The organism is Embleya sp. NPDC001921 (genome assembly GCF_053594475.1).
Map to the genome: position 1 here is coordinate 305,410 of NZ_JBSFEO010000004.1, position 20,583 is coordinate 325,992.

General features: G+C 71.5%; 20 protein-coding genes. 17 read left to right on the forward strand and 3 right to left on the reverse strand.

All coding sequences use genetic code 11. From position 1 onward, the window contains the following. Positions 1–69 precede the first annotated feature (69 nt). From ilvD to ACWCPW_RS06775, 12 genes are all read left to right on the forward strand, one after another. Positions 70–1,923 (forward strand): dihydroxy-acid dehydratase, encoded by a 1,854-nt coding sequence (ilvD, locus tag ACWCPW_RS06720; protein ID WP_449760489.1) that lies wholly within the window; start codon positions 70–72, stop codon positions 1,921–1,923. Positions 1,924–2,065: 142 nt separating this feature from the next. Continuing rightward, positions 2,066–2,845, forward strand: a complete 780-nt coding sequence (locus ACWCPW_RS06725; protein WP_449760490.1) for an ABC transporter ATP-binding protein — start codon at positions 2,066–2,068, stop codon at positions 2,843–2,845. Next, a complete protein-coding gene (locus ACWCPW_RS06730) occupies positions 2,842–3,579 on the forward strand; it encodes an ABC transporter permease (RefSeq protein WP_449760491.1) in 738 nt (245 codons plus the stop codon). Before ACWCPW_RS06725 ends, ACWCPW_RS06730 begins: the two co-directional genes overlap by 4 nt. Before the next feature lie 82 nt (positions 3,580–3,661). After that, positions 3,662–4,471, forward strand: coding sequence for a pyrroline-5-carboxylate reductase (gene proC / locus ACWCPW_RS06735; RefSeq protein WP_449760492.1), 810 nt, complete (start codon positions 3,662–3,664; stop codon positions 4,469–4,471). Beyond that, positions 4,468–5,115 (forward strand): HAD family hydrolase, encoded by a 648-nt coding sequence (locus ACWCPW_RS06740; RefSeq protein WP_449760493.1) that lies wholly within the window; start codon positions 4,468–4,470, stop codon positions 5,113–5,115. The genes proC and ACWCPW_RS06740 overlap by 4 nt, the downstream gene beginning before the upstream one ends. Before the next feature lie 102 nt (positions 5,116–5,217). Beyond that, positions 5,218–6,426, forward strand: coding sequence for an MFS transporter (locus ACWCPW_RS06745; RefSeq protein ID WP_449760494.1), 1,209 nt, complete (start codon positions 5,218–5,220; stop codon positions 6,424–6,426). Between the two features lie 32 nt (positions 6,427–6,458). Further along, positions 6,459–7,661, forward strand: coding sequence for an acetoin utilization protein AcuC (locus tag ACWCPW_RS06750; protein ID WP_449760495.1), 1,203 nt, complete (start codon positions 6,459–6,461; stop codon positions 7,659–7,661). Positions 7,662–7,714: 53 nt separating this feature from the next. Beyond that, the gene (locus ACWCPW_RS06755; RefSeq protein WP_449760496.1) at positions 7,715–8,533 is read left to right on the forward strand and encodes a phosphatase; all 819 of its coding nucleotides are present in this window, start codon (positions 7,715–7,717) and stop codon (positions 8,531–8,533) included. A 146-nt stretch (positions 8,534–8,679) separates the two neighbouring features. After that, positions 8,680–8,883 carry a helix-turn-helix domain-containing protein gene (locus ACWCPW_RS06760; RefSeq protein WP_020549639.1) on the forward strand — a complete coding sequence of 68 codons (204 nt, stop codon included), beginning with the start codon at positions 8,680–8,682 and terminating at the stop codon, positions 8,881–8,883. 119 nt (positions 8,884–9,002) lie between these two features. Further along, positions 9,003–9,101, forward strand: a complete 99-nt coding sequence (locus ACWCPW_RS06765; RefSeq protein WP_012854759.1) for a 30S ribosomal protein bS22 — start codon at positions 9,003–9,005, stop codon at positions 9,099–9,101. Between the two features lie 277 nt (positions 9,102–9,378). Continuing rightward, complete coding sequence (locus tag ACWCPW_RS06770) at positions 9,379–10,413, forward strand: NAD-dependent epimerase/dehydratase family protein (RefSeq protein WP_449760497.1); 1,035 nt, start codon at positions 9,379–9,381, stop codon at positions 10,411–10,413. Beyond that, positions 10,406–11,566: a lysophospholipid acyltransferase family protein gene (locus tag ACWCPW_RS06775; protein WP_449760498.1), complete on the forward strand. Its 1,161-nt coding sequence runs from the start codon at positions 10,406–10,408 to the stop codon at positions 11,564–11,566. Before ACWCPW_RS06770 ends, ACWCPW_RS06775 begins: the two co-directional genes overlap by 8 nt. A gap of 161 nt (positions 11,567–11,727) precedes the next feature. Here ACWCPW_RS06775 and ACWCPW_RS06780 read toward each other — a convergent pair whose 3' ends face one another. The 3 genes from ACWCPW_RS06780 to ACWCPW_RS06790 form a co-directional block, all read right to left on the reverse strand. Beyond that, complete coding sequence (locus ACWCPW_RS06780; RefSeq protein WP_449760499.1) at positions 11,728–12,960, reverse strand: DUF5667 domain-containing protein; 1,233 nt, start codon at positions 12,958–12,960, stop codon at positions 11,728–11,730. A gap of 145 nt (positions 12,961–13,105) precedes the next feature. After that, a complete protein-coding gene (locus ACWCPW_RS06785; RefSeq protein ID WP_395866901.1) occupies positions 13,106–13,891 on the reverse strand; it encodes an ECF subfamily RNA polymerase sigma factor, BldN family in 786 nt (261 codons plus the stop codon). A 311-nt stretch (positions 13,892–14,202) separates the two neighbouring features. Beyond that, positions 14,203–15,108: an HAD family hydrolase gene (locus tag ACWCPW_RS06790; RefSeq protein WP_449760500.1), complete on the reverse strand. Its 906-nt coding sequence runs from the start codon at positions 15,106–15,108 to the stop codon at positions 14,203–14,205. 165 nt (positions 15,109–15,273) lie between these two features. On the opposite strand from ACWCPW_RS06790, the gene ACWCPW_RS06795 reads away from it, so the two are divergent. The 5 genes from ACWCPW_RS06795 to ACWCPW_RS06815 all read left to right on the forward strand — a co-directional run bounded on the left by ACWCPW_RS06795 (position 15,274) and on the right by ACWCPW_RS06815 (position 20,503). Next, positions 15,274–15,543, forward strand: a complete 270-nt coding sequence (locus ACWCPW_RS06795) for a glutaredoxin family protein (protein WP_449760501.1) — start codon at positions 15,274–15,276, stop codon at positions 15,541–15,543. Between the two features lie 296 nt (positions 15,544–15,839). Further along, positions 15,840–16,583 carry a redox-sensing transcriptional repressor Rex gene (locus tag ACWCPW_RS06800; protein WP_449760502.1) on the forward strand — a complete coding sequence of 248 codons (744 nt, stop codon included), beginning with the start codon at positions 15,840–15,842 and terminating at the stop codon, positions 16,581–16,583. 58 nt (positions 16,584–16,641) lie between these two features. Beyond that, positions 16,642–17,970 (forward strand): glutamyl-tRNA reductase, encoded by a 1,329-nt coding sequence (locus ACWCPW_RS06805; protein ID WP_449760503.1) that lies wholly within the window; start codon positions 16,642–16,644, stop codon positions 17,968–17,970. Then, a complete protein-coding gene (gene hemC, locus ACWCPW_RS06810; protein WP_449760504.1) occupies positions 17,967–18,899 on the forward strand; it encodes a hydroxymethylbilane synthase in 933 nt (310 codons plus the stop codon). The genes ACWCPW_RS06805 and hemC overlap by 4 nt, the downstream gene beginning before the upstream one ends. Further along, on the forward strand, positions 18,896–20,503 hold the full coding sequence (locus tag ACWCPW_RS06815; RefSeq protein ID WP_449760505.1) for a uroporphyrinogen-III synthase: 1,608 nt from the start codon (positions 18,896–18,898) through the stop codon (positions 20,501–20,503). The genes hemC and ACWCPW_RS06815 overlap by 4 nt, the downstream gene beginning before the upstream one ends. The last annotated feature ends 80 nt before the right edge of the window (positions 20,504–20,583 follow it).

Sequence of the window (20,583 nt, forward strand, 5' to 3'; positions counted from 1 at the left end):
TCGGCGCTCGCGGACGTAAGCTCGAAAGCACCCCGGATCCACCGGTGAATTGCTGAGAGGGTGTGTGCAGTGCCGCAACTCAGGTCTCGGACGGTCACCCACGGTCGCGAAATGGCGGGCGCTCGCGCGCTCCTCATGGCCGCAGGCGTCAAGCGTGAGGACTTCGGCAAGCCGATCATCGCGGTTGCCAACAGCTTCACCGAGTTCGTACCGGGGCACACCCACCTCCAGCCGGTCGGCCGGATCGTGTCCGAGGCGATCTCCGCCGCCGGTGGCATCCCGCGCGAGTTCAACACGATCGCGGTCGACGACGGCATCGCGATGGGTCACTCCGGGATGCTCTACTCGCTGCCCTCGCGCGAGCTGATCGCCGACGCGGTGGAGTACATGGTCAACGCGCACCAGGCGGACGCCATGGTGTGCGTGTCCAACTGCGACAAGATCACCCCCGGCATGCTGATGGCCGCGCTGCGGCTGAACATCCCGGCCGTGTTCGTCTCCGGCGGCCCGATGGAGGCCGGCACCGCGGTGATGGTCGACGGTCGGGTGCGCCCGCACCTGGACCTGATCACCGCGATCTCCGACTCCGCGTCCGACCAGGTCTCCGACGAGGACCTGGAGCGGATCGAGAACGCCGCGTGTCCCACGTGCGGTTCGTGCGCGGGCATGTTCACCGCCAACTCGATGAACTTCCTGGTCGAGGCGATGGGCCTGGCGCTGCCGGGCAACGGCTCGGTGCTGGCCACGCACACCGCGCGCAAGGCGCTGTACGAGGGCGCGGGCCGCACCGTCGTGGAGATCACCAAGCGCTACTACGAGCAGGACGACGAGAGCGTGCTGCCGCGCAACGTGGCGACCCGGCAGGCCTTCGAGAACGCGATGGCGATGGACATCGCCATGGGCGGTTCGACCAACACCATCCTGCACCTGCTCGCGGCCGCGCAGGAGGCCGAGATGGACTTCACCATGGCGGACATCGACGCGCTCTCGCGGCGCGTGCCGTGTCTGGCCAAGGTGGCGCCGAACAACGCGCCGTACCACGTGGAGGACGTGCACCGGGCGGGCGGCGTGCCCGCGCTGCTCGGCGAGCTGTACCGCGCCGGGCTGCTGCACGAGGACGTGCGCTCGGTGCACACCGACTCGCTCGCCGAATGGCTCAAGACCTGGGACGTGCGCGGCGGTTCGCCCTCCGCCGAGGCGGTCGAGCTGTTCCACGCGGCGCCCGGGTGCGTGCGCTCGGCCACCGCGTTCAGCCAGTCCGAGCGCTGGGACTCGCTCGACCTGGACGTGGCCTCGGGCTGCATCCGCGACGTCGAGCACGCGTACAGCAAGGACGGCGGCCTGGGCATCCTGTACGGCAACCTCGCCGAGGCGGGTTGTGTGGTCAAGACCGCCGGCGTGGACGAGTCGATCTGGACCTTCTCCGGCCCGGCCGTGGTGGTCGAGTCGCAGGAGGCGGCGGTCGACGCGATCCTGACCAAGCGGGTCAAGGAGGGCGACGTCGTGGTGGTCCGCTACGAGGGCCCCAAGGGTGGTCCCGGCATGCAGGAGATGCTCTACCCGACGTCCTTCCTCAAGGGCCGCGGGCTCGGCGCGAAGTGTGCGCTGATCACCGACGGGCGTTTCTCCGGCGGTACCTCGGGCCTGTCCATCGGGCACGTCTCGCCGGAGGCCGCGGCCGGCGGCACGATCGCGCTGGTCCGGGACGGCGACATCATCACGATCGACATCCCGAACCGCCGGATCGAGCTCGAGGTCTCCTTCGAGGAGCTGGCCGAGCGCCGCGAGCGGCTGCTGCACGACCTGGGCAGGTACCGCCCGGTCGACCGCGACCGGGTGGTCAGCACGGCGCTGAAGGCGTACGCGGCGATGGCCACCAGCGCGGACCGGGGCGCGGTGCGCGACGTGTCGATGTTCGACTGATCCACGGCGATCTCCGCGAGGGCGTCCCGGCTTCGGCCGGGGCGCCCTTCGTCGTGTGCGGGGCCGGGCAGTTCCTCGACACGGCGGGCCCGGCGGGTCGCAGGGCCTTGACGAAGCAGGTCGGCGAGCGCATATTCAACACATGATGAATTATGCCGAGGACGCGATCCGGGCCGAGGGGCTGCGGGTCGTGCGTGCCGGGCGCGTGGTGCTCGACGACGTGTCGTTCGTCGTGCCGCGCGGGAGCGTCACCGGGCTGCTCGGGCCGAGCGGCTGCGGCAAGAGCACGCTGATGCGTGCGATCGTCGGCGTGCAGGCACATGTGAGCGGGCGACTGGAGGTGCTGGGCCGGCCCGCCGGACACAAGCGGCTGCGCGGCGCGATCGGCTACGTGACCCAGGCGCCGTCGGTCTACGCCGACCTGACCGTGCGGGAGAACCTGCGCTACTTCGGCGCGATCCTGGGCGCCTCGGCGGGCGAGGTGGACCGGGTGCTCCGCGAGGTGGACCTGACCGATCGCCAGGACGCCGAGGTGGCCCGGCTGTCCGGCGGCCAGCGGGCGCGGGTGTCGCTGGCCGCCGCGCTGCTCGGCGAGCCGGACCTGCTGGTCCTGGACGAGCCCACGGTCGGCCTCGACCCGGTGCTGCGCCGGGACCTGTGGGGCCTGTTCCATCGGCTCGCCGCCGCCGGTGTCACGCTGCTGGTCTCCAGCCACGTGATGGACGAGGCCGAGCGCTGCGAGCGGCTGTTGCTGCTGCGCGACGGCGCGCTGCTCGCCGACGACACCCCCGCCGCGCTGCTCGAGCGGACCGGGGCCCGGGACGCGGAGTCCGCCTTCCTCGCACTGGTCGACTCCGCGGGCGGCCCGGCCGCTCCGACCTCCGTCGCCGCTTCGACCTCCACCTCCGGGAGCGCGTCATGACCGGCACCGCCACCACCGCCACCGCGCGCCGCGTGCTCGGGCAACTGCGGCACGACCCGCGCACCATCGCGCTGATGCTGCTGGTGCCGTGCGTGCTGCTCACGCTGCTGTACTGGCTCTACGACGCCGAACCGCAGCGGTTCGACCGGATCGGCGGACCACTGCTCGGCATCTTCCCGTTCGTGGTGATGTTCCTGGTCACCTCGGTGGCCACGCTGCGCGAGCGGTCCACCGGCACGCTGGAGCGACTGCTCACCATGCCGATCGGCAAGCTCGAACTGATCGGCGGCTACGCGCTCGCGTTCGGTCTGGTCGCGGTGGTCCAGGCGGTCGTGGCCACCGGGCTCGCGATCGGCCTGCTCGGCCTGGACGTGGCCGGACCGACCTGGCTGATCCTGTGCGTCGCGGTGTTGAACGCGCTGCTCGGGCTTGCTCTCGGGCTGCTGGTGAGCGCCTTCGCCAACTCCGAATTCCAGGCCGTGCAGTTCCTGCCCGCGGTGATCCTGCCGCAGTTCCTGCTGTGCGGGCTGTTCGTGCCGCGCGCGCGGATGCAGCCGGTGCTCGAAGCGGTCTCCGCCGTGCTCCCGTTGTCCTACGCGGTGGACGCGATGTCGCGGCTGACCACCGACAGCGAGGTCTCCGGCCTGCTGCTTCGCGATGTCGCGGTGATCGCCGGCTGTGTTCTGGCGGCCCTCGGACTCGGTGCGATCACCCTGCGTCGACGCACCCCTTAGGACACGTGTACGTACCGTACGGTGGCCACCGGAGGCATCCGTGCCTCCGGTTGGACCAACGAACGCGAGAAAGTGTGGGGCCATGGCTCAGCGGGTTGCCGTCGTCGGCACCGGGAAGATCGGTGAAGCGCTGTTGTCCGGGATGATCCGGGCGGGCAAGAGCCCGGACGACCTGCTGGTCACCGCCCGCCGGGCCGAGCGCGCCGAGGACCTGCGCCGCCGCTACGGCGTGGAGGCGGTCACCAACGCCGAGGCGGCCAAGGCCGCCGACATCCTGATCCTGACCGTCAAGCCGCAGGACATGGCCGCGCTGATGGACGAGTTGGCCCCGCACGTACCCGCCGACCGGTTGATCGTCAGCGGCGCGGCGGGCATCACCACCAAGTTCCTGGAGGCGCGCCTGGCCGGCGGCACCCCGGTGGTGCGGGTCATGTCGAACACGCCCGTGCTGGTGGACGAGGGGATGAGCGCCATCTCCGGCGGCGCGCACGCCACCGAGGAGCACCTGGCCCGGGTCGAGGAGATCTTCGGGTCGGTCGGCAAGACCATCCGGGTTCCGGAGAAGCAGCAGGACGCGGTCACCGCGCTGTCCGGCTCGGGTCCGGCCTACTTCTACTTCCTGGTCGAGGCGATGACCGACGCCGGCATCCTGCTCGGCCTGCCGCGTGCCGCCGCGCACGACCTGATCGTGCAGGCCGCGATCGGCGCGTCGGTGATGCTGCGCGACTCGGGCGAGCACCCCACGCTGCTGCGCGAGGCGGTGACCTCGCCGGCCGGCACCACGATCGCCGCGATTCGCGAGCTGGAGAACCACGGCGTGCGCGCCGCGCTGCTGGCCGCGCTGGAAGCCGCGAGCAACCGGTCGCAGGAGATCGCCGAGGGCCTCGAGTGAAGCCCGAACTGGTGGTCTTCGACAACGACGGCGTGCTGGTGGACAGCGAGCCGATCGCCAACCGGGCGCTCGCCGGGCTGCTCACCGAACTGGGCGTGCCCACCAGCTACGAGGACTCGCTGCGCGACTACCTCGGCGGCACCATGGCGCGAGTGCACACGATCGTCCGCGAGCGGGACGGCGTCACACTGCCCGCCGATTTCGACCACGTCTACCACGAGCGGGTGTTCGCCGGGTTCCGGGCCGAACTCGAGGCCGTGGTCGGGGTCGCCGACGTGCTCGCCGCGCTCGACCGCGCGGGCGTCGGGTACTGCCTCGCCTCCTCCGGCACGCACGAGCGGATCCGGCTCGCGCTGACCCGGACCGGGCTGATCCGGCACTTTCCCGAGTCGGTCCTGTTCAGCAGCCAGGATGTCGCGCAGGGCAAGCCGGCCCCCGACCTGTTCCTGCACGCCGCCGCCACGATGGGCGTCGACCCGGCGCGGTGCGTGGTGATCGAGGACAGTCCGCTGGGGGTCCAGGCCGCGCGGGCGGCCGGGATGACCGTCTACGGCTATGCCGCGATGACCCCGCCGGAGCGGCTCGCGGACGCCGACTCGCTGTTCAAGGACATGGCGGACCTGCCGGAGCTGCTGGGAATCTGAGCGGACTTCGGACGGTTTGTTCGCCGGGGGAATCTGACGATTCATCAAAAGATCTTCCCGGCCTCTGTCCGTGGAAGTGACCCGTCGGTAGCGTGCACGCCCATGCAGGTGACCGAACCGGCGGCCGGGCCGTCCAAGGAAGAGACGCTGCGCCGCGCGCGGTTCAGCCTGCTCGCGTGCTTCCTGATCCAGGGCGCCTCCTTCGCGCTCCTGGTGACCCGGATCCCGGCGATCCAGCGCCGCTACGACATGGGCGACGGCACGCTGACCGCGGTCCTGTCGGTGGTGCCGATCGTGGCCGGGGTGGGCAGCGTGCTCGCCGGCGCGCTGGCCAAGCGCTACGGCAGCCACACCGTGCTCCGGGTGTCCCAGCCGATCGTCTGCGCGATCCTGATCGGGGTCGGCGCGGGCGATCGGCTGTGGCAACTGGCGATCGTGCTCCTCGTGTTCGGGCTCTCCCTGGGCGCGGTGGACGCGACGATGAACATGCAGGGCGTGGCGATCCAGGGCCGCGCGGGGCGCAGCATCATGCTCGGCTTCCACGCCTCCTACAGCCTCGGCGGCCTGGCCGGCGCCGGGGTCGCCGGACTGTGCGCGTGGGGCGACGTGGCACTGGTGTGGATGTACGCCGGCGCCGCCGTGCTCACCGTGCCGGCCCTGCTCGTGGTCGGCCCCGGCTACCTGCGCGCGGACACCGCGGCGCCGGCCGCCGAGCCCGTCGACCCGGAGCGGCCCGCGTACAAGCTGCCCTGGCGCCCGTTGATCCCGCTGTGCCTGGTGATGACGTTCGCCTACATCGGCGACTCGACGGTGGCCAACTGGAGCGCGGTCTACCTGGAGAAGGTGCTGGACAGCTCCGAGGCGTTCGCGGTGGTCCCCTACATCGCGTACATGATCACCACGCTGATCGGCCGCGGCGTCGGCGACCTGGGCGTGCGCCGCTGGGGCATGGTCAACGTGGTCCGCGGCGGGGCCGTGGTCGCGGCGGCCGGATTCGCGGTGGTCCTCGCCGCTCCACACGCCGCGGTGGGCCTGCTCGGCTTCGTGATCCTGGGCGTGGGCCTGTGCGTACTGGTCCCGCAGACGTTCGCCGCGGGCGGCCGGCAGTCGCCGCGGGACGCGGACGAGGCGGTGGCCCGGCTCAACATCTTCAACTACGTCGGCTTCCTGATCGGCACCCCGCTCGTGGGCGGGATCGCCGACCTCGCCTCGTTCCGCGTCGCGATGCTCGTACCGCTGTTCCTGGTGCTCGCCGTGGTGCCGCTGGCCCGCGCCTTCGCCCCGCACGGTGAACCCGCTCACGACCGATGATCGCGAGCCGGGCCGGGCGGTAGCGTGACCGCATGAGTCGAGCGGTGCGGGTGATGTGGGACGACCGGATGACCGGTTACGACTTCGGCTCGTGGCACCCGATGAAGCCGGTACGGCTGCGCCTGACCATCGACCTGATCCGCGCGTTCGGCCTGCACAACCTGCCGGAACTGCGGGTGTGCACGCCCGGGACCGCCACCGACGAGCAACTGGCCACGGTGCACACCGCCGCCTACGTGGCCGCCGTGCGGGCCGCCTCCGAGAACCCCGAGCGGGCCGATCAGAGCTATGGGTTCGGCACCGTGGACACTCCCGCGTTCGCCGACATGCACGACGTGTCCGCGCTGATCGCGGGCGCCTCGATCGCCGCCGCCGACGCGGTGTGGCTGGGGCCGGAACACCCGGACGGCGCCGACCACGCGATCAACTTCGCGGGCGGCCTGCACCACGCGATGCCCGGCTCGGCGGGCGGCTTCTGCGTGTACAACGACCCCGCGCTGGCCATCGCCCGCCTGCTCGAACTCGGCGCCGAGCGGGTCGCCTACGTGGACATCGACGTGCACCACGGTGACGGCGTGCAGCAGGCGTTCTGGAACGACCCGCGCGTGCTCACCATCAGCCTGCACGAGAGCCCGCGCTTCCTGTTCCCGGGCACCGGCTTCCCGGACGAGGTGGGCGGGCCGGACGCCGAGGGCTTCGCGGTCAACGTCGCGCTCCCGCCCGGCATCGCCGACGCCGCGTGGCTGCGCGCGTTCCACGCGGTGGTGCCGCCGCTGCTCGCGGCGTTTCGCCCGGACGTACTGGTCACCCAGCACGGCGCGGACACCCATGTGGAGGACCCGCTGGCGCACTTCGCGCTGAGCCTGGACGCGCAGCGCACGGCGCACGCCGCGCTGCACGCGCTCGCGCACGAACACGCCGGCGGGCGCTGGATAGCCACCGGCGGCGGAGGCTACGCGGCGGTGGACGTGGTGCCGCGCACCTGGACGCACCTGGTGGCCGAGGCGGCCGGCCACCCCATCGAACCCACCCGGGACGTACCGCTCGACTGGCGCGAGGAGGTCCGCATGCTCACCCGCGAGCCGGGGCCGCAGCGGATGACCGACGGCGGGACCGGCGATTTTCGGCCGTTCTCCACGGGGTACGACCCGGCGGACCGGATCGACCAATCAATTCTGGCCACCCGCCGAGCGGTCTTCCCGGCCCACGGCCTCGACCCGATGTTCGACCTGTGACCCGTGGTCGCGATGCCTCCCGTGACCTCGACCCGTGACCCAAGGAGCTGTGCGTGACCGTTGCGGTTCCCACCCCCTCGGAGCTTCGCTCCCACCTCGTGCGCGGCCGGATCGCCGGTGACGTGGCGACGTCGAGAGAGAACAACCTCCGGCACTACCGACTGATGAGCGAGCGGCACCCGGGCCATCTGTTCGGCCTCGAACCGGACGGTCGGTGGAACGCGGACGACGTGCTGGCGCTGATGGTGCGCCGGTGCGGAGTGGTCGCCGACCCGGCCCATCGCAGCGGCCAGGACACCATCGACCCGGACCTGACCATCGCCGCCCTGGACGCCTACGCCGATCGGGTCGCCCTCGCCGCGAAGCGCCGCGAGCGGGTCATCGTCGCGACGGGTCACCCGGACGGCCTACAGGAGTGGTACCGCACGCTCGCGCGCGTGCTGCGCGACGCCGGGTGTACGCTCCTGCGCCCCGCCGCGGGCTGGACCTATCGCACACCCACCGCCGAGGGCGGGCAGAGCCGCACGGTGCGATACCGGGGCGACGTGGCGATGGTGGTGGACGACGCGGGAGATTTCCGGCACACCCACTCCGCGCGCGGCGTCCGGGCGATGCTGGCCGAGCTGGCGGCCCGCAACGAGCCGCTCCCGGATCTGCTGATCGGCGACCACGGGTGGGCAGGCGGCGCGGGTCAGGCGGGGGTGCCGGCGATCGGATTCGCGGATTGCAACGACCCCGCGCTGTTCGTGGCGGCCGAGGAGGGCCGGGTCGAGGTGGTCGTCCCGCTGGACGACAACGTCGCGCCACACCTGTACAAACCGCTCACGGCCTACGTGCTCGATCGGTCCGGACTGTCCGGAATCAATCCATAAAACAGCCTGATGGGCGATTCAGGTGGGATAACTACTCCTCTTCCCCACTGGTACCACACGCCACTACTCTGGAGGGACGCACGTGCGTGTGGCAGTCGCCGGAGGGGAAGCCGGCGCCCGACGCGTGCTGAATGGTTCGGTGCGTCATGGCTTCTGGAGAGAGGCCTCTCAACGAGGTCAACTTCTTGACTGTGGCCGAGGTGGCCGCGGTGATGCGGGTGTCCAAGATGACGGTGTATCGCCTGGTCCACAGTGGCGAGATGCCGGCCATCAGGGTTGGTCGGTCCTTCCGAGTTCCGGAGCAGGCCGTCCACGACTACCTGCGAGACTCCTACGTGGAAACAGCGTAGGGGGGCATTACGGACCGCCTCGTTTAGAGGTGGGCCGGGGCGGCGAGTAGGCTGGCCCCCAGTTGTGCGGGCTGATCCGGCTCCGCGCGGTAGGAACGTCACGTGAGCGAGGGTTGTCGGTGGGCTCTGTCATCAAGAAGCGTCGCAAGCGCATGGCGAAGAAGAAGCACCGCAAGCTTCTCAAGAAGACGCGTGTGCAGCGTCGCAACAAGAAGTAGGCATCCCACCGGCGTATGCCGCTGAAGCCTTGGGCGACCGCCCGTCGTGTTCCCTTCCGGGGGGCGCGACGGGCGGTCGTCGTGCGTTTCGGGGTGTTGCCGGTGCGTTTCCCGACTCGCATATGTGCACCACCGGTGTGAACGCCTCGTAAACGCGCGTCCGGTGGGTAGTCGGTACGGATACGTTGGGAACCTGTCGTCTCGCGTATGCGTTCCGTCACCATTCGAGCGCATGGCGATCATCTGGCGAGCAAACACGGGCGGGGGGAGGCACAGCGTGGGACGTGTCGTGATGGTCACCGGGGTCGCCGGCGATCCGGGGGCCGATTTCGTGCGGATGATCCGCGACGAGCCGGGCGTCGACCGGGTGATCGGGGTCGACCTGGTCGAGCCCGGGTCCACCCCGGACGGCGTGGACTTCGTGCTCGCCGACATCCGCAACCCGATGATCGCCAAGGTGGTCGCCTCGGCGGCGGTGGACACCGTGGTGCACCTGAGTCCCAGCGAGCTGCCCTCGACCCAGGGCGGTGCGGTCTCGATCAAGGAGACCAACGTCATCGGCACCATGCAGTTGCTCGCGGCCTGCCAGAAGGCGCCGTCGATCCGCCGCCTCGTGGTGCGCTCGACCACCGCGGTCTACGGCGGTTCGCCGCGCGACCCCGCGCTGTTCGCGGAGGACACCGAACCGCGGGTGCAGCCGTCGGCCGGATGGGCCAAGGACGCCGTCGAGATCGAGGGCTACGTGCGCGGCTTCGCCCGGCGCCGGCCGGATGTCGCGGTCACGGTGCTGCGGTTCGCGCCGCAGCTCGGGCCGCGGACCGATTCGCCGATGGGCTCCTACTTCGCGCTCCCGGTGCTGCCGACGGTGCTCGGCTACGACCCGCGCCTGCAGTTCGTGCACGAGGACGACCTGCTGGAGGCGCTGCGGATCGCCGTACTGGCCGATCGGCCGGGTACGTACAACATCGCCGCCGAGGGGGTGTTGTTCCTGTCCCAGGCCGCGCGTCGGCTCGGTCGACCGGTGCTGCCCTTCCCAGCCGCCGCGGTCGGGCTGGTCAATCAGGGTTTGCGCCGCGCGGGTTCGGTGCACCTGTCCGCCGAGCAGGTGCGGCTGCTCACCCACGGGCGTGTGGTCGACCCCGCGCGCGCCCGGGAGAAACTGGGCTTCGTCGCGGCCAGGAGCACGGCCGAGACGTTCGCCGACTATGCCTGGGGTCGACATTCGGCCGGCCTGCTCGACCCCAGGCGCCTGGCACAGGTGCCCGATCGACTCGCCACGTTGCTGCTCACCAGGAGGAGCCCCGATGGGTGACGCCCGGATCATTCCCTTCGACGGCGCCGCCTCCGGAGCGCGGACGCCCGCGCCCCGGTCGGCGCGGCGGCCCGCCCGGCCCGCCCGACCCGCGCGGGCGGTTCGGGTACCCGAGCCGGTCGAGGGCGAGGTGCCGGTGCGGTCGATCGAGGGGCGGTCGACCGAGGGACGGTCGGTCCGCGAGCGCGAGGAGGCGCCGGGCGCCGGGCCCAGGCGCGCGCCCGGGACCGGGCGCTCGCTGCTCGGCTCGCTCGCGGGCGCGGTGGGCGGGGTCGTGGGCGGCGCCGCCGCCGGACTCCTGGACGGTGTGGCCGGACCGGGCTGGGAGGACAAGGCCGCGGACGGGCTGGCCTTCCTGCGTCGGCGGATCACCGGCGACTACGAGGTGGACGAGTTCGGCTTCGACCCCGAGCTCAACGACAAGCTGATGGCCGCGCTGCGGGTGGTGTACGAGCAGTACTTCCGGATCGAGGTCAGCGGCCTGGAGAACATCCCGGCCAAGGGCGGCGCGCTGATCGTCGCGAACCACTCGGGCACGCTGCCCGTGGACGCGCTGATGACGCAGGTGGCGGTGCACGACCACCACCCCGACCAACGCAACCTGCGGCTGCTCGCCGCCGACCTGGTCTTCCAGTTGCCGCTGGTGGGCTCGGTGGCGCGCAAGAGCGGACACACCCTCGCGTGCCACGCGGACGCCGAACGGCTGCTCGCCAAGGGCGAGTTGGTCGGGGTGTGGCCGGAGGGCTACAAGGGCTTGGGCAAGCCGTTCAGCGAGCGGTACAAGCTCCAGCGCTTCGGGCGCGGCGGGTTCGTCTCGGCCGCGCTGCGCACCCAGGTACCGATCGTGCCCTGCTCGATCGTGGGCGCCGAGGAGATCTTCCCGATGGTCGGCAACGTGCGCACGCTGGCCCGGTTGCTGAACCTGCCCTACTTCCCGATCACGCCGACCTTCCCGCTGCTCGGCCCGCTCGGACTGGTGCCGCTGCCGACCCGGTGGCGGATCGAGTTCGGCGCGCCGATCCACACGGACGCGTACGCGGAGGAGGCGGCGGACGACCCGATGGTCGTGTTCAACCTGACCGACGAGGTGCGCGAGACCATCCAGCACACCATCTATCGGTTGTTGATGCAGCGGCGGTCGGTCTTCTTCTAGGTCCGCGCGGGCGCGCTCCGGCCCCGGTCTTCCTGTCGGGGCGCGCCTCGGGCCTCGGTCTCCCGCCGGCGCCCCGGGATTCGGCACACGACGCGAGCGGCTCGTGGACACCCGTCCACGAGCCGCTCGTCCGCACCGGTCGACCGCACCGGTCCGGTGGGTCAGCCCTGCGGTTCGTCCTCCGCGGGGCCGAGCAGGTTGAGCCCGATACCCGGCAGGCCGGGCAGCAGCGGCGGCAGGATCTGACCCTTGGGCGTCTTCGCCGGGGTCGGCGTCGTGCCCGCGCCGCCGGACTGGGCGCTGGGGCTCTGCGCGGGCGGGCCGCCGAGCAGCGGGATGTTCAGCCCCGGGAGCAGGCCGCCGTTCTGCGGCTGCTGCTGTGGAGTCGAACCGCCCGGTGCCGCCGAGCCGTTCGGCTGCGGTGCGCCGTTCGCCGCGGTGCCGCCCGAGCCGGGCGCCTGCGGGGCGAGCGGCTGTGACCCGGAGCCCGGTGCGCCGCCCGGGTTCGTGCCCGGAGCGGCCGGCGAGCCGCCGGAGCGCCCACCCTCGGCGGGTGCGGACGAGGTCTTGCCCGCGGTGCCCGCGATCGGGGCGACCTGCTCGTTGATCGCGGTGAGCAGAGTACGGACCCGGTCCCGCTCGGAGGAGAGCTCCGGTGGGAGGCGGTCGCCGATCCGGTCCATGCGCTCGTGGCCGGACCGGGCGAAGTCGGCCAGATTGCGCATCGGGCCTTCGCTGCCGCTCTTGCGGAAGTGGTCGGTGAGCAGCGCGCGGCCCTTGTCGGCCTCTTCGCGCCAGTCGTCGAGCACCTGCCGCAGGTGCCGCACCGTCGCCTTGTCGGCGGGGGTCCGGCCGGTCCGCTTGAGTAGTTGTTCGGCCTCGCCCATCCGGGTCTCGGCCTGCTGGAGATAGCGCTCGCCGCGCTCGTGGTCGTTGTCCGCGAGCGAGATCTTGAAGTCTTCGACCGTGCGCTTGACGCCGTACGTCATGTCGCCGGGCAGCGCGTCGGAGCTGGCGTACGCCACCCCGCCGAGGCCGCCGCCGGTGACCACGACGAACGTGCCCGCGATGGCCGCGCGGCGACGCCAGCGCACGGTGCGCGGCGGGGCCGCGAGCTCCTTGCGCCGGTGCGCGCCGCGAGGCGCGGGCACGGTGGCCGCGCCCGCGGTCGCGGGCAGTGCCGCGGCCTCCTCCAGCAGCCGTTGCCGGAGCGCGGCTCGAAAGTCCGTGCTCGGCACGGGTGCCGACTCGGACCGATCGCGCAGCAGCTCGGCGGTCCGCAGCAGCGGGGCCAGCCCGGGTGGGGGCTCTGCCGATCGGTTGTTGCGGTCGTTCTCGTCGAGGGCTCGCGCGAAGGCGTTCGCGGGTCGCCGATCCAGGGCCGCAATGCTCACAGGCCGCACCTCCTCTCCCCGGATGTCCGTCCAGGGAAGTCTCCGGGTCGGGGGCCACAGGGCGGCTCCCCGCCGCAGCGATCCCCGAAGGGGGTCGCTATCGAGGAGAACGATCCGGCGACCCCGAAGGTTACGGAAGTGTGATTCACCGCACGTCCTCGGGCAGGAGTCGGGCGAGGGTCCGTACGGCGCGGTACTGCAACGTCTTGATCGCCCCCTCGTTCTTACCCATGATCTGTGCGGTCTCCGCGACCGAGAGTCCCTGCAGGAAGCGCAGGGTCACGCATTCCTGCTGCTGGGGGTTGAGCTTGTGCACGGCGTCCAGGAGGGCCGCGTTGGACAGCGATTCCAGGACACAGTCCTCGGGGCTGGACTCGACCTCGTTCGCGTCGAGCATCTCCCCGGTGGTGACCTCCAGGCGGAACCGGCTGGACTTGAAGTGGTCGGCGACCAGGTTGCGCGCGATGGTCACCAGCCAGGCGCCGAAGTCGCGGCCCTGCCAGGTGAAGGTGCCGATCCGACGCAGCGCGCGCAGGAAGGTCTCGCTGGTCAGGTCCTCGGCGACGGCGCGGCCGCCGACCCGGTAGTAGATGTACCGGTAGACGGTGTCGAAGTAGTTGTCGTAAAGCTGGGCGAATGCGTCGCCGTCGCCGTCCTGGGCGAGTTCGACGAGGGCCATGATGCGGCGGGCCTCGCCGTCCGGACCCGGTCCCCGGGTGTACCCGGATCCTCGGGTCGGACGGGTCGGTTCGGTGGTGCCGGCGCGCGACGCGAGGGCGAAGCCCACGGGTCCGGCCGGGGTCGCGTAGCAGACCCCCGCGCCGTAACCGGCGGTGGCGGCGAAGCCGACGGACGGGGGGGCAAAGCTCGCGCACACCGCCGCACGCAGTGTCGCCAGCCCGGACACGTCAACCCGGACGATTCGGTGCACGGGACTCCCTGTTGCTTCAGCGGTAATTACGTTCGGTGCGGAATCGATCACCCATAGTAGGGAACTTGGATACCGCCGTGCGCCGATCGAGAATAACGCTTAGTAAAGGAAGGGATACCAAGTGTGCCCATCGGCGTTGTGAAGCTACCGGGATGGACCGCTGTTGTGTGCTCTTTGCGTGTTTGCCGGGTTGTCACGGGTCGGGTGTGCTATATGCGGACAACTCGCCGCCGATCGGGTGCCCCGAGGCAGCCGGGAACGACCCCCTCGCCGCAGGTCGCGGGGGGTGTGGGGGTGTTCGGGCGGACCGCTCAGACGCGGCCCGGCACCCGGCGCCGAACGGCGGTGCCGGCGGCCAGCGCACCCGCGACCGCGCCCACGCCGGCGGCGGCCGGCAGCCCGATCCGGGCGGCCTTGCGACCGGTGCGGTAGTCCTTCACACGCCACCCGTTCGCCCGGGCGTGGCGGCGCAGTCGGGCGTCCGGATTGACCGCGCACGGATCGCCCACCAGGGTCAACATCGGGATGTCGTTGGCCGAGTCGCTGTAGGCCGAGCAGTCGGTCAGGTCCAGGCCCTCGCTCAGCGCGAGCGCGCGAACGGCCTCCGCCTTGGCCTCGCCGTGCAGCAGTTCGCCGACCAGGCGCCCGGTGTACACGCCGTCCCGGGTCTCGGAGACGGTGCCCAGCGCGCCGGTCAGACCCAGTCGACCGGCGATCGTGGTGGCGATCTCGATCGGTGCGGCGGTGACCAGCCACACCTGGCGGCCCGCGTCCAGGTGCATCTGGGCCAGTCCCCGGGTGCCCGGCCAGATCTTGTCCGACATGCACTCGTCGAAGATCTCCTCGCCGATCACCCGGATCTCCTCGACGGTGTGGCCCTTCGCGAACGACAGCGCCATCTCCTGGGCGTCGCCGACGTGCCCCATGTGCTCGCCGCCGAGCCGGAACCGGGCCTGCTGCCAGCCGAACCGGGCGATGTCGCGGGTGCCGAAGAACCGGCGCGCGTACAGGCCCCGGGCCAGGTGGAAGATCGACGCGCCGCGCATCACGGTGTTGTCGAGGTCGAAGAACGCGGCGCCGATCCGCGCCGGCAGGCCGTCGTCGCCGAGGGCGCGTGGCGGGACGCTCGCGTGTGCCGCCGCGGCGGCGGCCTCGCCCGCCCGCACGGCACTGTCGTTGGTGTTCTTGGTCGTCGATCGCCGGCGCAAGAGAACCATGGAGCCGAGCGTAGTAGGCGCGTATTGCGGGTGTGTGGCGGTTGTCTTGCGGCGGCGCGCCGCCCGGATGAAGCCCGGTCCCCTCCGGCGTACCGCCGGGACCGGATCCGGCCGGTCCCGGGGCGGCCTTCTGGCCGGCGCCCTCGGCGGGTGACAATCGAGGACGTGAATCTCTTCCGCCGCCGCACCGACGCCGCGACCCGCACCGTGACGCTGCTGAGCAAGCCCGGTTGCCACCTGTGTGACGACGCCCGTGCCGTCATCGAACGGGTGACCGGGGAGCTGGGCGTGACCTGGACGGAGGTCGACATCACCCAGGACGCGGAGCTGCGGCACAAGTACTGGGAGCAGATCCCGGTGACCATGGTGGACGGCAGGCAGCACGACTTCTGGCGGGTGGACGAGCGGCGGCTGCGTCGCGCACTGGGCGGCTGAGCGGACCCCGGCCGCCGGCCCGACCACGTGGCGGACGCCGCGCGAGGGGCCGGCGAGGGGGCCGGCGGAGGGAAATATCGCCGACACGTACGGTGAGGGGGCGTGCGCGATCGGACACCACGGCTACGCATGGACCATACGGGGGTCACCTCGTGTGATCGAGTTCACGCACCGATTCGGAACCAAGGCGTGACGAGCATCACGACAGGCGCGCAAATCGGACACCTACTTTGTGCGTACGTTCACAAAAGCCTAACCTGGCAATCGAAATCCCAGGTCCCACCCACAGGAGCAGCGTGGCTACAGGGCGTACCGAGCGACCGGCGCAACGGGGACGTGGCATCCCCGAGGCGACGGTGGCGCGGCTTCCGCTGTACCTCCGGGCGCTCAGTGCGCTGTCGGAGCGGGGTGTTCCCACGGTCTCGTCCGAGGAACTCGCCGCTGCCGCCGGGGTGAATTCGGCGAAGTTGCGCAAGGACCTGTCGTATCTCGGCTCCTACGGCACCCGCGGGGTCGGTTACGACGTCGAGTATCTCGTGTACCAAATCTCGCGTGAACTCGGGCTCACCCAAGACTGGCCGGTCGCCATCATCGGCATAGGAAACCTGGGTCACGCCCTCGCCAACTACGGCGGGTTCGCCTCCCGGGGATTCCGGGTCGCGGCGCTGCTGGACGCCGATCGGGCGGTCACCGGTCAGCGGATCGCGGGCATGGCGGTGCGCCACATGGACGACCTCGAGCAGATCGTGCGCGAGGACCACGTGTCGATCGGCGTGATCACCACGCCCGCGCCGGCCGCGCAGGAAGTGGCCGATCGGCTGGTCGCCGCCGGCATCACCAGCATCTTGAACTTCGCGCCCACGGTCCTCTCGGTGCCCGAGGGCGTGGACGTGCGCAAGGTGGATCTGTCCATCGAGTTGCAGATCCTGGCCTTCCACGAACAGCGCAAGTCCGGTCTCGATCCCGTCGCGGGACCGGTTCCGGCGCGACCCTCGAAGTCGGGGGAACGCGGCGACCTCCCCGAGGTGATGCCCGCGTGACCGGCTGTCGCGTGGGTGTCGCGCCCGCGAACACGGCGAACAACGGTAGGAAGACACCATGAGTGTCCTGGCGGTCGGTCTGAGTCATCGGACGGCCGAGGTCAGTCTCCTGGAACGGGTCTCGGTCACCGGGCAGGCCCAGGAGGCGCTGCTGCGCGACCTGATCGCGGCCGAGCCGGTCGGCGAGGCCGTGCTGTTGTCGACCTGCAACCGGGTCGAGGTCTACGCGGACGTGGACCGCTTCCACGGCGGGGTCACCGAACTGGGCAACCTGCTGTCGCGGCACACCGGCGTACCGGTGTCCGAGCTGACCCCGTGCCTGTACGTGCACTACGAGGACCGCGCCGTCCAGCACCTGTTCTCGGTGGCCTGCGGACTCGACTCGATGGTGGTCGGCGAAGGCCAGATCCTCGGTCAGATAAAGGCGGCGCTGGCGCTCGCGCAGACCCACGGCACCGCCGGTCGGGTCCTCAACGAGCTGACCCAGCAGGCGCTGCGGGTGGGCAAGCGGGCGCACACCGAGACCGGCATCGACCAGGCCGGCCGGTCGCTGATGACCGTCGGGCTGGCCCAGGCCGAGCTGTCGATGGGCCCGATCGAGGGTTGCCGGGCGCTGGTGGTGGGCGCCGGCTCGATGAGCGCGCTGGCCGCGAAGACGCTGCACCGCGAGGGCGTCGGACACATCGTGGTGGCCAACCGCACCTACGAGCGGGCCGAGCACCTGGCCGAGTCGGTGGCCGGCCGGGCGGTGCCGATGTCCGCGCTGCCCGACGCGCTGGGCTCGGTCGACCTGGTGGTCTCCTGTACCGGCGCGGCCGGTCTGGTGATCGGCCGGGACGAGATCGAGGCGGTGCTGGCCGCGCGTCGCGAGCGCGGGGTCGAGCGGCCGCTCGTGCTGATCGACCTGGCGCTGCCGCGCGACATCGACTCGGGTGTGCGCGACCTCGACGGCGTGGTGCTGATCGACCTGGAACTGCTCGCCGAGGTCTCCGCCGGTACGGCCGGCGAGGCCGACGTGGACCTGGTGCGCAAGATCGTCTGCGAGGAGGTCGCGGCGTTCGCGACCGCGCAGCAGGCCCAGCAGGTCGCACCGACCGTCGTCGCGCTGCGCAGCATGGGCTCGGACGTGGTCCGGGCCGAGTTGGACCGGCTCAGCGGCCGGGTCCCGGAGATGGACGACCGGGTGCGCGCCGAGGTCGAGCAGACCGTGCGGCGCGTGGTGGACAAGCTGCTGCACGCGCCGACGGTGCGGGTCAAGCAGTTGGCCGGCGAGCCCGGCGGCTCTTCGTACGCGGACGCGCTGCGGATGTTGTTCGATCTCGACCCCGGCACCCCCGAGGTGGTCCGCCGGGCGGACGCCCCCGACGCAGTGGAAGGTGTGGCGTGACCGAAGCACCGTTGCGACTGGGCACCCGGCGCAGCAAATTGGCGATGGCCCAGTCGGGTCATGTCGCCGCAGCCGTCACGCGCCTGACCGGCCGTGCCGTCGAACTCGTGGAGATCACCACGCAGGGCGACGTCTCGCGGGAACAGCTCACGCAGATCGGCGGCACCGGCGTCTTCGTCAACGCGCTGCGCGACGCGCTGCTGGCCGGCGAGGTCGACTTCGTCGTGCACTCGCTCAAGGACCTGCCGACCGGCGACCCCGAGGGCATCACCCTGGTGGCGGTCCCGCCGCGGTACGACCCGCGCGACGCGCTGGTGGCCCGGGACGGGCTCGCGCTCGCCGAGTTGCCGGCCGGCTCCCGGATCGGGACCGGTTCGCCGCGCCGCGCGGCGCAGTTGCTGCTGCTCGGGCTCGGCCACGAGATCGTGCCGATCCGCGGCAACGTCGACACCCGGGTCGGCTTCGTGACGTCCGGCGAACTCGACGCCGTCGTCCTGGCCAAGGCCGGTCTCGCCCGCCTGGGCCGTGCGGAGGAGGTCACCGAGACCTTCGATCCGCTCCACATGCTGCCTGCCCCCGGTCAAGGGGCATTGGCCGTCGAGTGCGCGACTCACGATGTCGCCCTCGTCGAACTGCTCACCGGTTTGGACGACTCGGACACCCGAGCCGCCGTACTGGCCGAGCGCACGCTGCTCGCCGTGTTGGAAGCCGGATGTTCGGCTCCGGTCGGCGCCCTCTGTGAGGTCGCCGAGGGCGAGCAGGTCACCGAGCTGTACCTGCGGGCCGTAGTCGCGAATGTCGACGGCACCGACAGCGTACGGTTGTCCGCCACCGGAACCCTCGACGAGGCGCAGAAGATCGGTCGCGAACTCGCGGCCGAACTGCTCGCCCGAGGGGCCTCCGGTTTGATGGGGGAGCGCGTCCCTTGAGCCCCAGAGCGAAGAAGAAGCCCAGCGGCATCGTGACCTTTGTGGGTGCCGGTCCCGGCGACCCGCGACTGCTCACACTGCGGGCCATCGAGGTGCTGGCCGAGGCCGATGTGGTGATCGCCGACGAGGCGACGCTGCGCCAGGTCCTGTTCCACTGCAAGAGCGGCGTCGAGGTCCTCGACCCGGTGACCGGCGACGACGGGGAACTCCTGTCGGCCGTTGCCCGGGCCAAGGTCGTCGTGGCCGCCGCGCGGTCGGGCAGGCAGGTCGTCCGGGCCGTGGCGGGTGACCCGTGCGTGGACCAGTCGGTCACGGACGAGATCACCGCGGTCGCGAAGGCGAAGATCGTCTTCGAGGTCGTCCCGGGTGTCCCGGTCAGCACGGCCGTTCCCACGTACGCGGGCATCCCGCTGCACGCGGCCAAGGGCAGCGGTGGCGTTCGCGTCCTCGACATGGCCGAGGCCTCGATCGACTGGGCCACGGTCGGCTCCGTCGACGGCACGCTCGTGCTGCGCGGTGCGCTCGACTCGATCGCCGAGATCGCGCAGGAACTGGTCGCCGGCGGTCGCAAGCCGGCCACGCCGGTCGCGGTCACCGTCAACGGCACCACCACCGAGCAGCGCACCCTGGTGAGCACGCTCGCGCAGGTGGCGTCCGACGTGCGGTCCGCGAAGATCACGCTGCCGGCCGTCGTGGTCGTCGGTGACGTGGTCGCCCAGCGCGACACCCTGTCGTGGTTCGAGACCAAGCCCCTGTTCGGCTGGAAGGTGCTCGTTCCGCGCACCAAGGAGCAGGCGGTCACGCTGTCCGAGCAACTGCGCTCGTACGGCGCGGTGCCGCACGAGGTGCCGACCATCGCGGTCGAGCCCCCGCGCACGCCGCAGCAGATGGAGCGGGCGATCAAGGGCCTGGTCACCGGCCGCTACGAGTGGATCGCGTTCACGTCGGTCAACGCCGTGCGCGCGGTGCGCGAGCGGTTCGAGGACTACGGCCTGGACGCGCGCGCCTTCGCCGGGATCAAGGTCGCGGCCGTGGGCGAGGCGACCGCGCGGGCGCTGGTCGAGTTCGGCGTCAAGCCGGACCTGGTGCCGTCGGGCGAGCAGTCCGCCGCCGGGTTGCTGGAGGACTGGCCGCCGTACGACCCGGTCTTCGACCCGATCGACCGGGTGTTCCTGCCGCGCGCCGACATCGCCACCGAGACCCTGGTGGCCGGTCTGGTCGAGCTGGGCTGGGAGGTCGACGACGTCACCGCGTACCGCACGGTGCGCGCGGCGCCGCCGCCGGCGGACACCCGCGAGGCGATCAAGGGCGGCGGCTTCGACGCGGTCCTGTTCACGTCGTCCTCGACGGTGCGCAACCTGGTCGGCATCGCGGGCAAGCCGCACGCGGTGACGGTGATCGCGTGTATCGGCTCGGCGACCGCGAAGACCGCCGAGGAGCACGGTCTACGCGTGGACGTGATGGCTCCCGAGCCGTCGGTGTCCGCGCTGGCCGAGGCGCTCGCGGAGTTCGGCACGGCGCGGCGGGCCGCCATGGTGGAGGCGGGCGACCCTGTCACCCGTCCGAGTGAACGGCGGCCGGGGTCGCGACGGAAGGCGAAGTAGATTACGTGGAGGGGCGCCCAGGATTCGGGGGGCGCCTCTCAGGGCTCGCGGGGTGACTCTCGGGCTCGTGGGGTGACCCT

Bases quoted from the DNA above. Each gene is read 5' to 3' on its own strand.
- ACWCPW_RS06725 (WP_449760490.1), top strand. From the start codon at position 2,066: ATGATGAATTATGCCGAGGACGCGATCCGGGCCGAGGGGCTGCGGGTC.
- ACWCPW_RS06730 (WP_449760491.1), top strand. From the start codon at position 2,842: ATGACCGGCACCGCCACCACCGCCACCGCGCGCCGCGTGCTCGGGCAA.
- proC (WP_449760492.1), top strand. From the start codon at position 3,662: ATGGCTCAGCGGGTTGCCGTCGTCGGCACCGGGAAGATCGGTGAAGCG.
- ACWCPW_RS06745 (WP_449760494.1), top strand. From the start codon at position 5,218: ATGCAGGTGACCGAACCGGCGGCCGGGCCGTCCAAGGAAGAGACGCTG.
- ACWCPW_RS06750 (WP_449760495.1), top strand. From the start codon at position 6,459: ATGAGTCGAGCGGTGCGGGTGATGTGGGACGACCGGATGACCGGTTAC.
- ACWCPW_RS06760 (WP_020549639.1), top strand. From the start codon at position 8,680: ATGGCTTCTGGAGAGAGGCCTCTCAACGAGGTCAACTTCTTGACTGTG.
- ACWCPW_RS06775 (WP_449760498.1), top strand. From the start codon at position 10,406: ATGGGTGACGCCCGGATCATTCCCTTCGACGGCGCCGCCTCCGGAGCG.
- ACWCPW_RS06790 (WP_449760500.1), bottom strand. From the start codon at position 15,108: ATGGTTCTCTTGCGCCGGCGATCGACGACCAAGAACACCAACGACAGT.
- ACWCPW_RS06805 (WP_449760503.1), top strand. From the start codon at position 16,642: ATGAGTGTCCTGGCGGTCGGTCTGAGTCATCGGACGGCCGAGGTCAGT.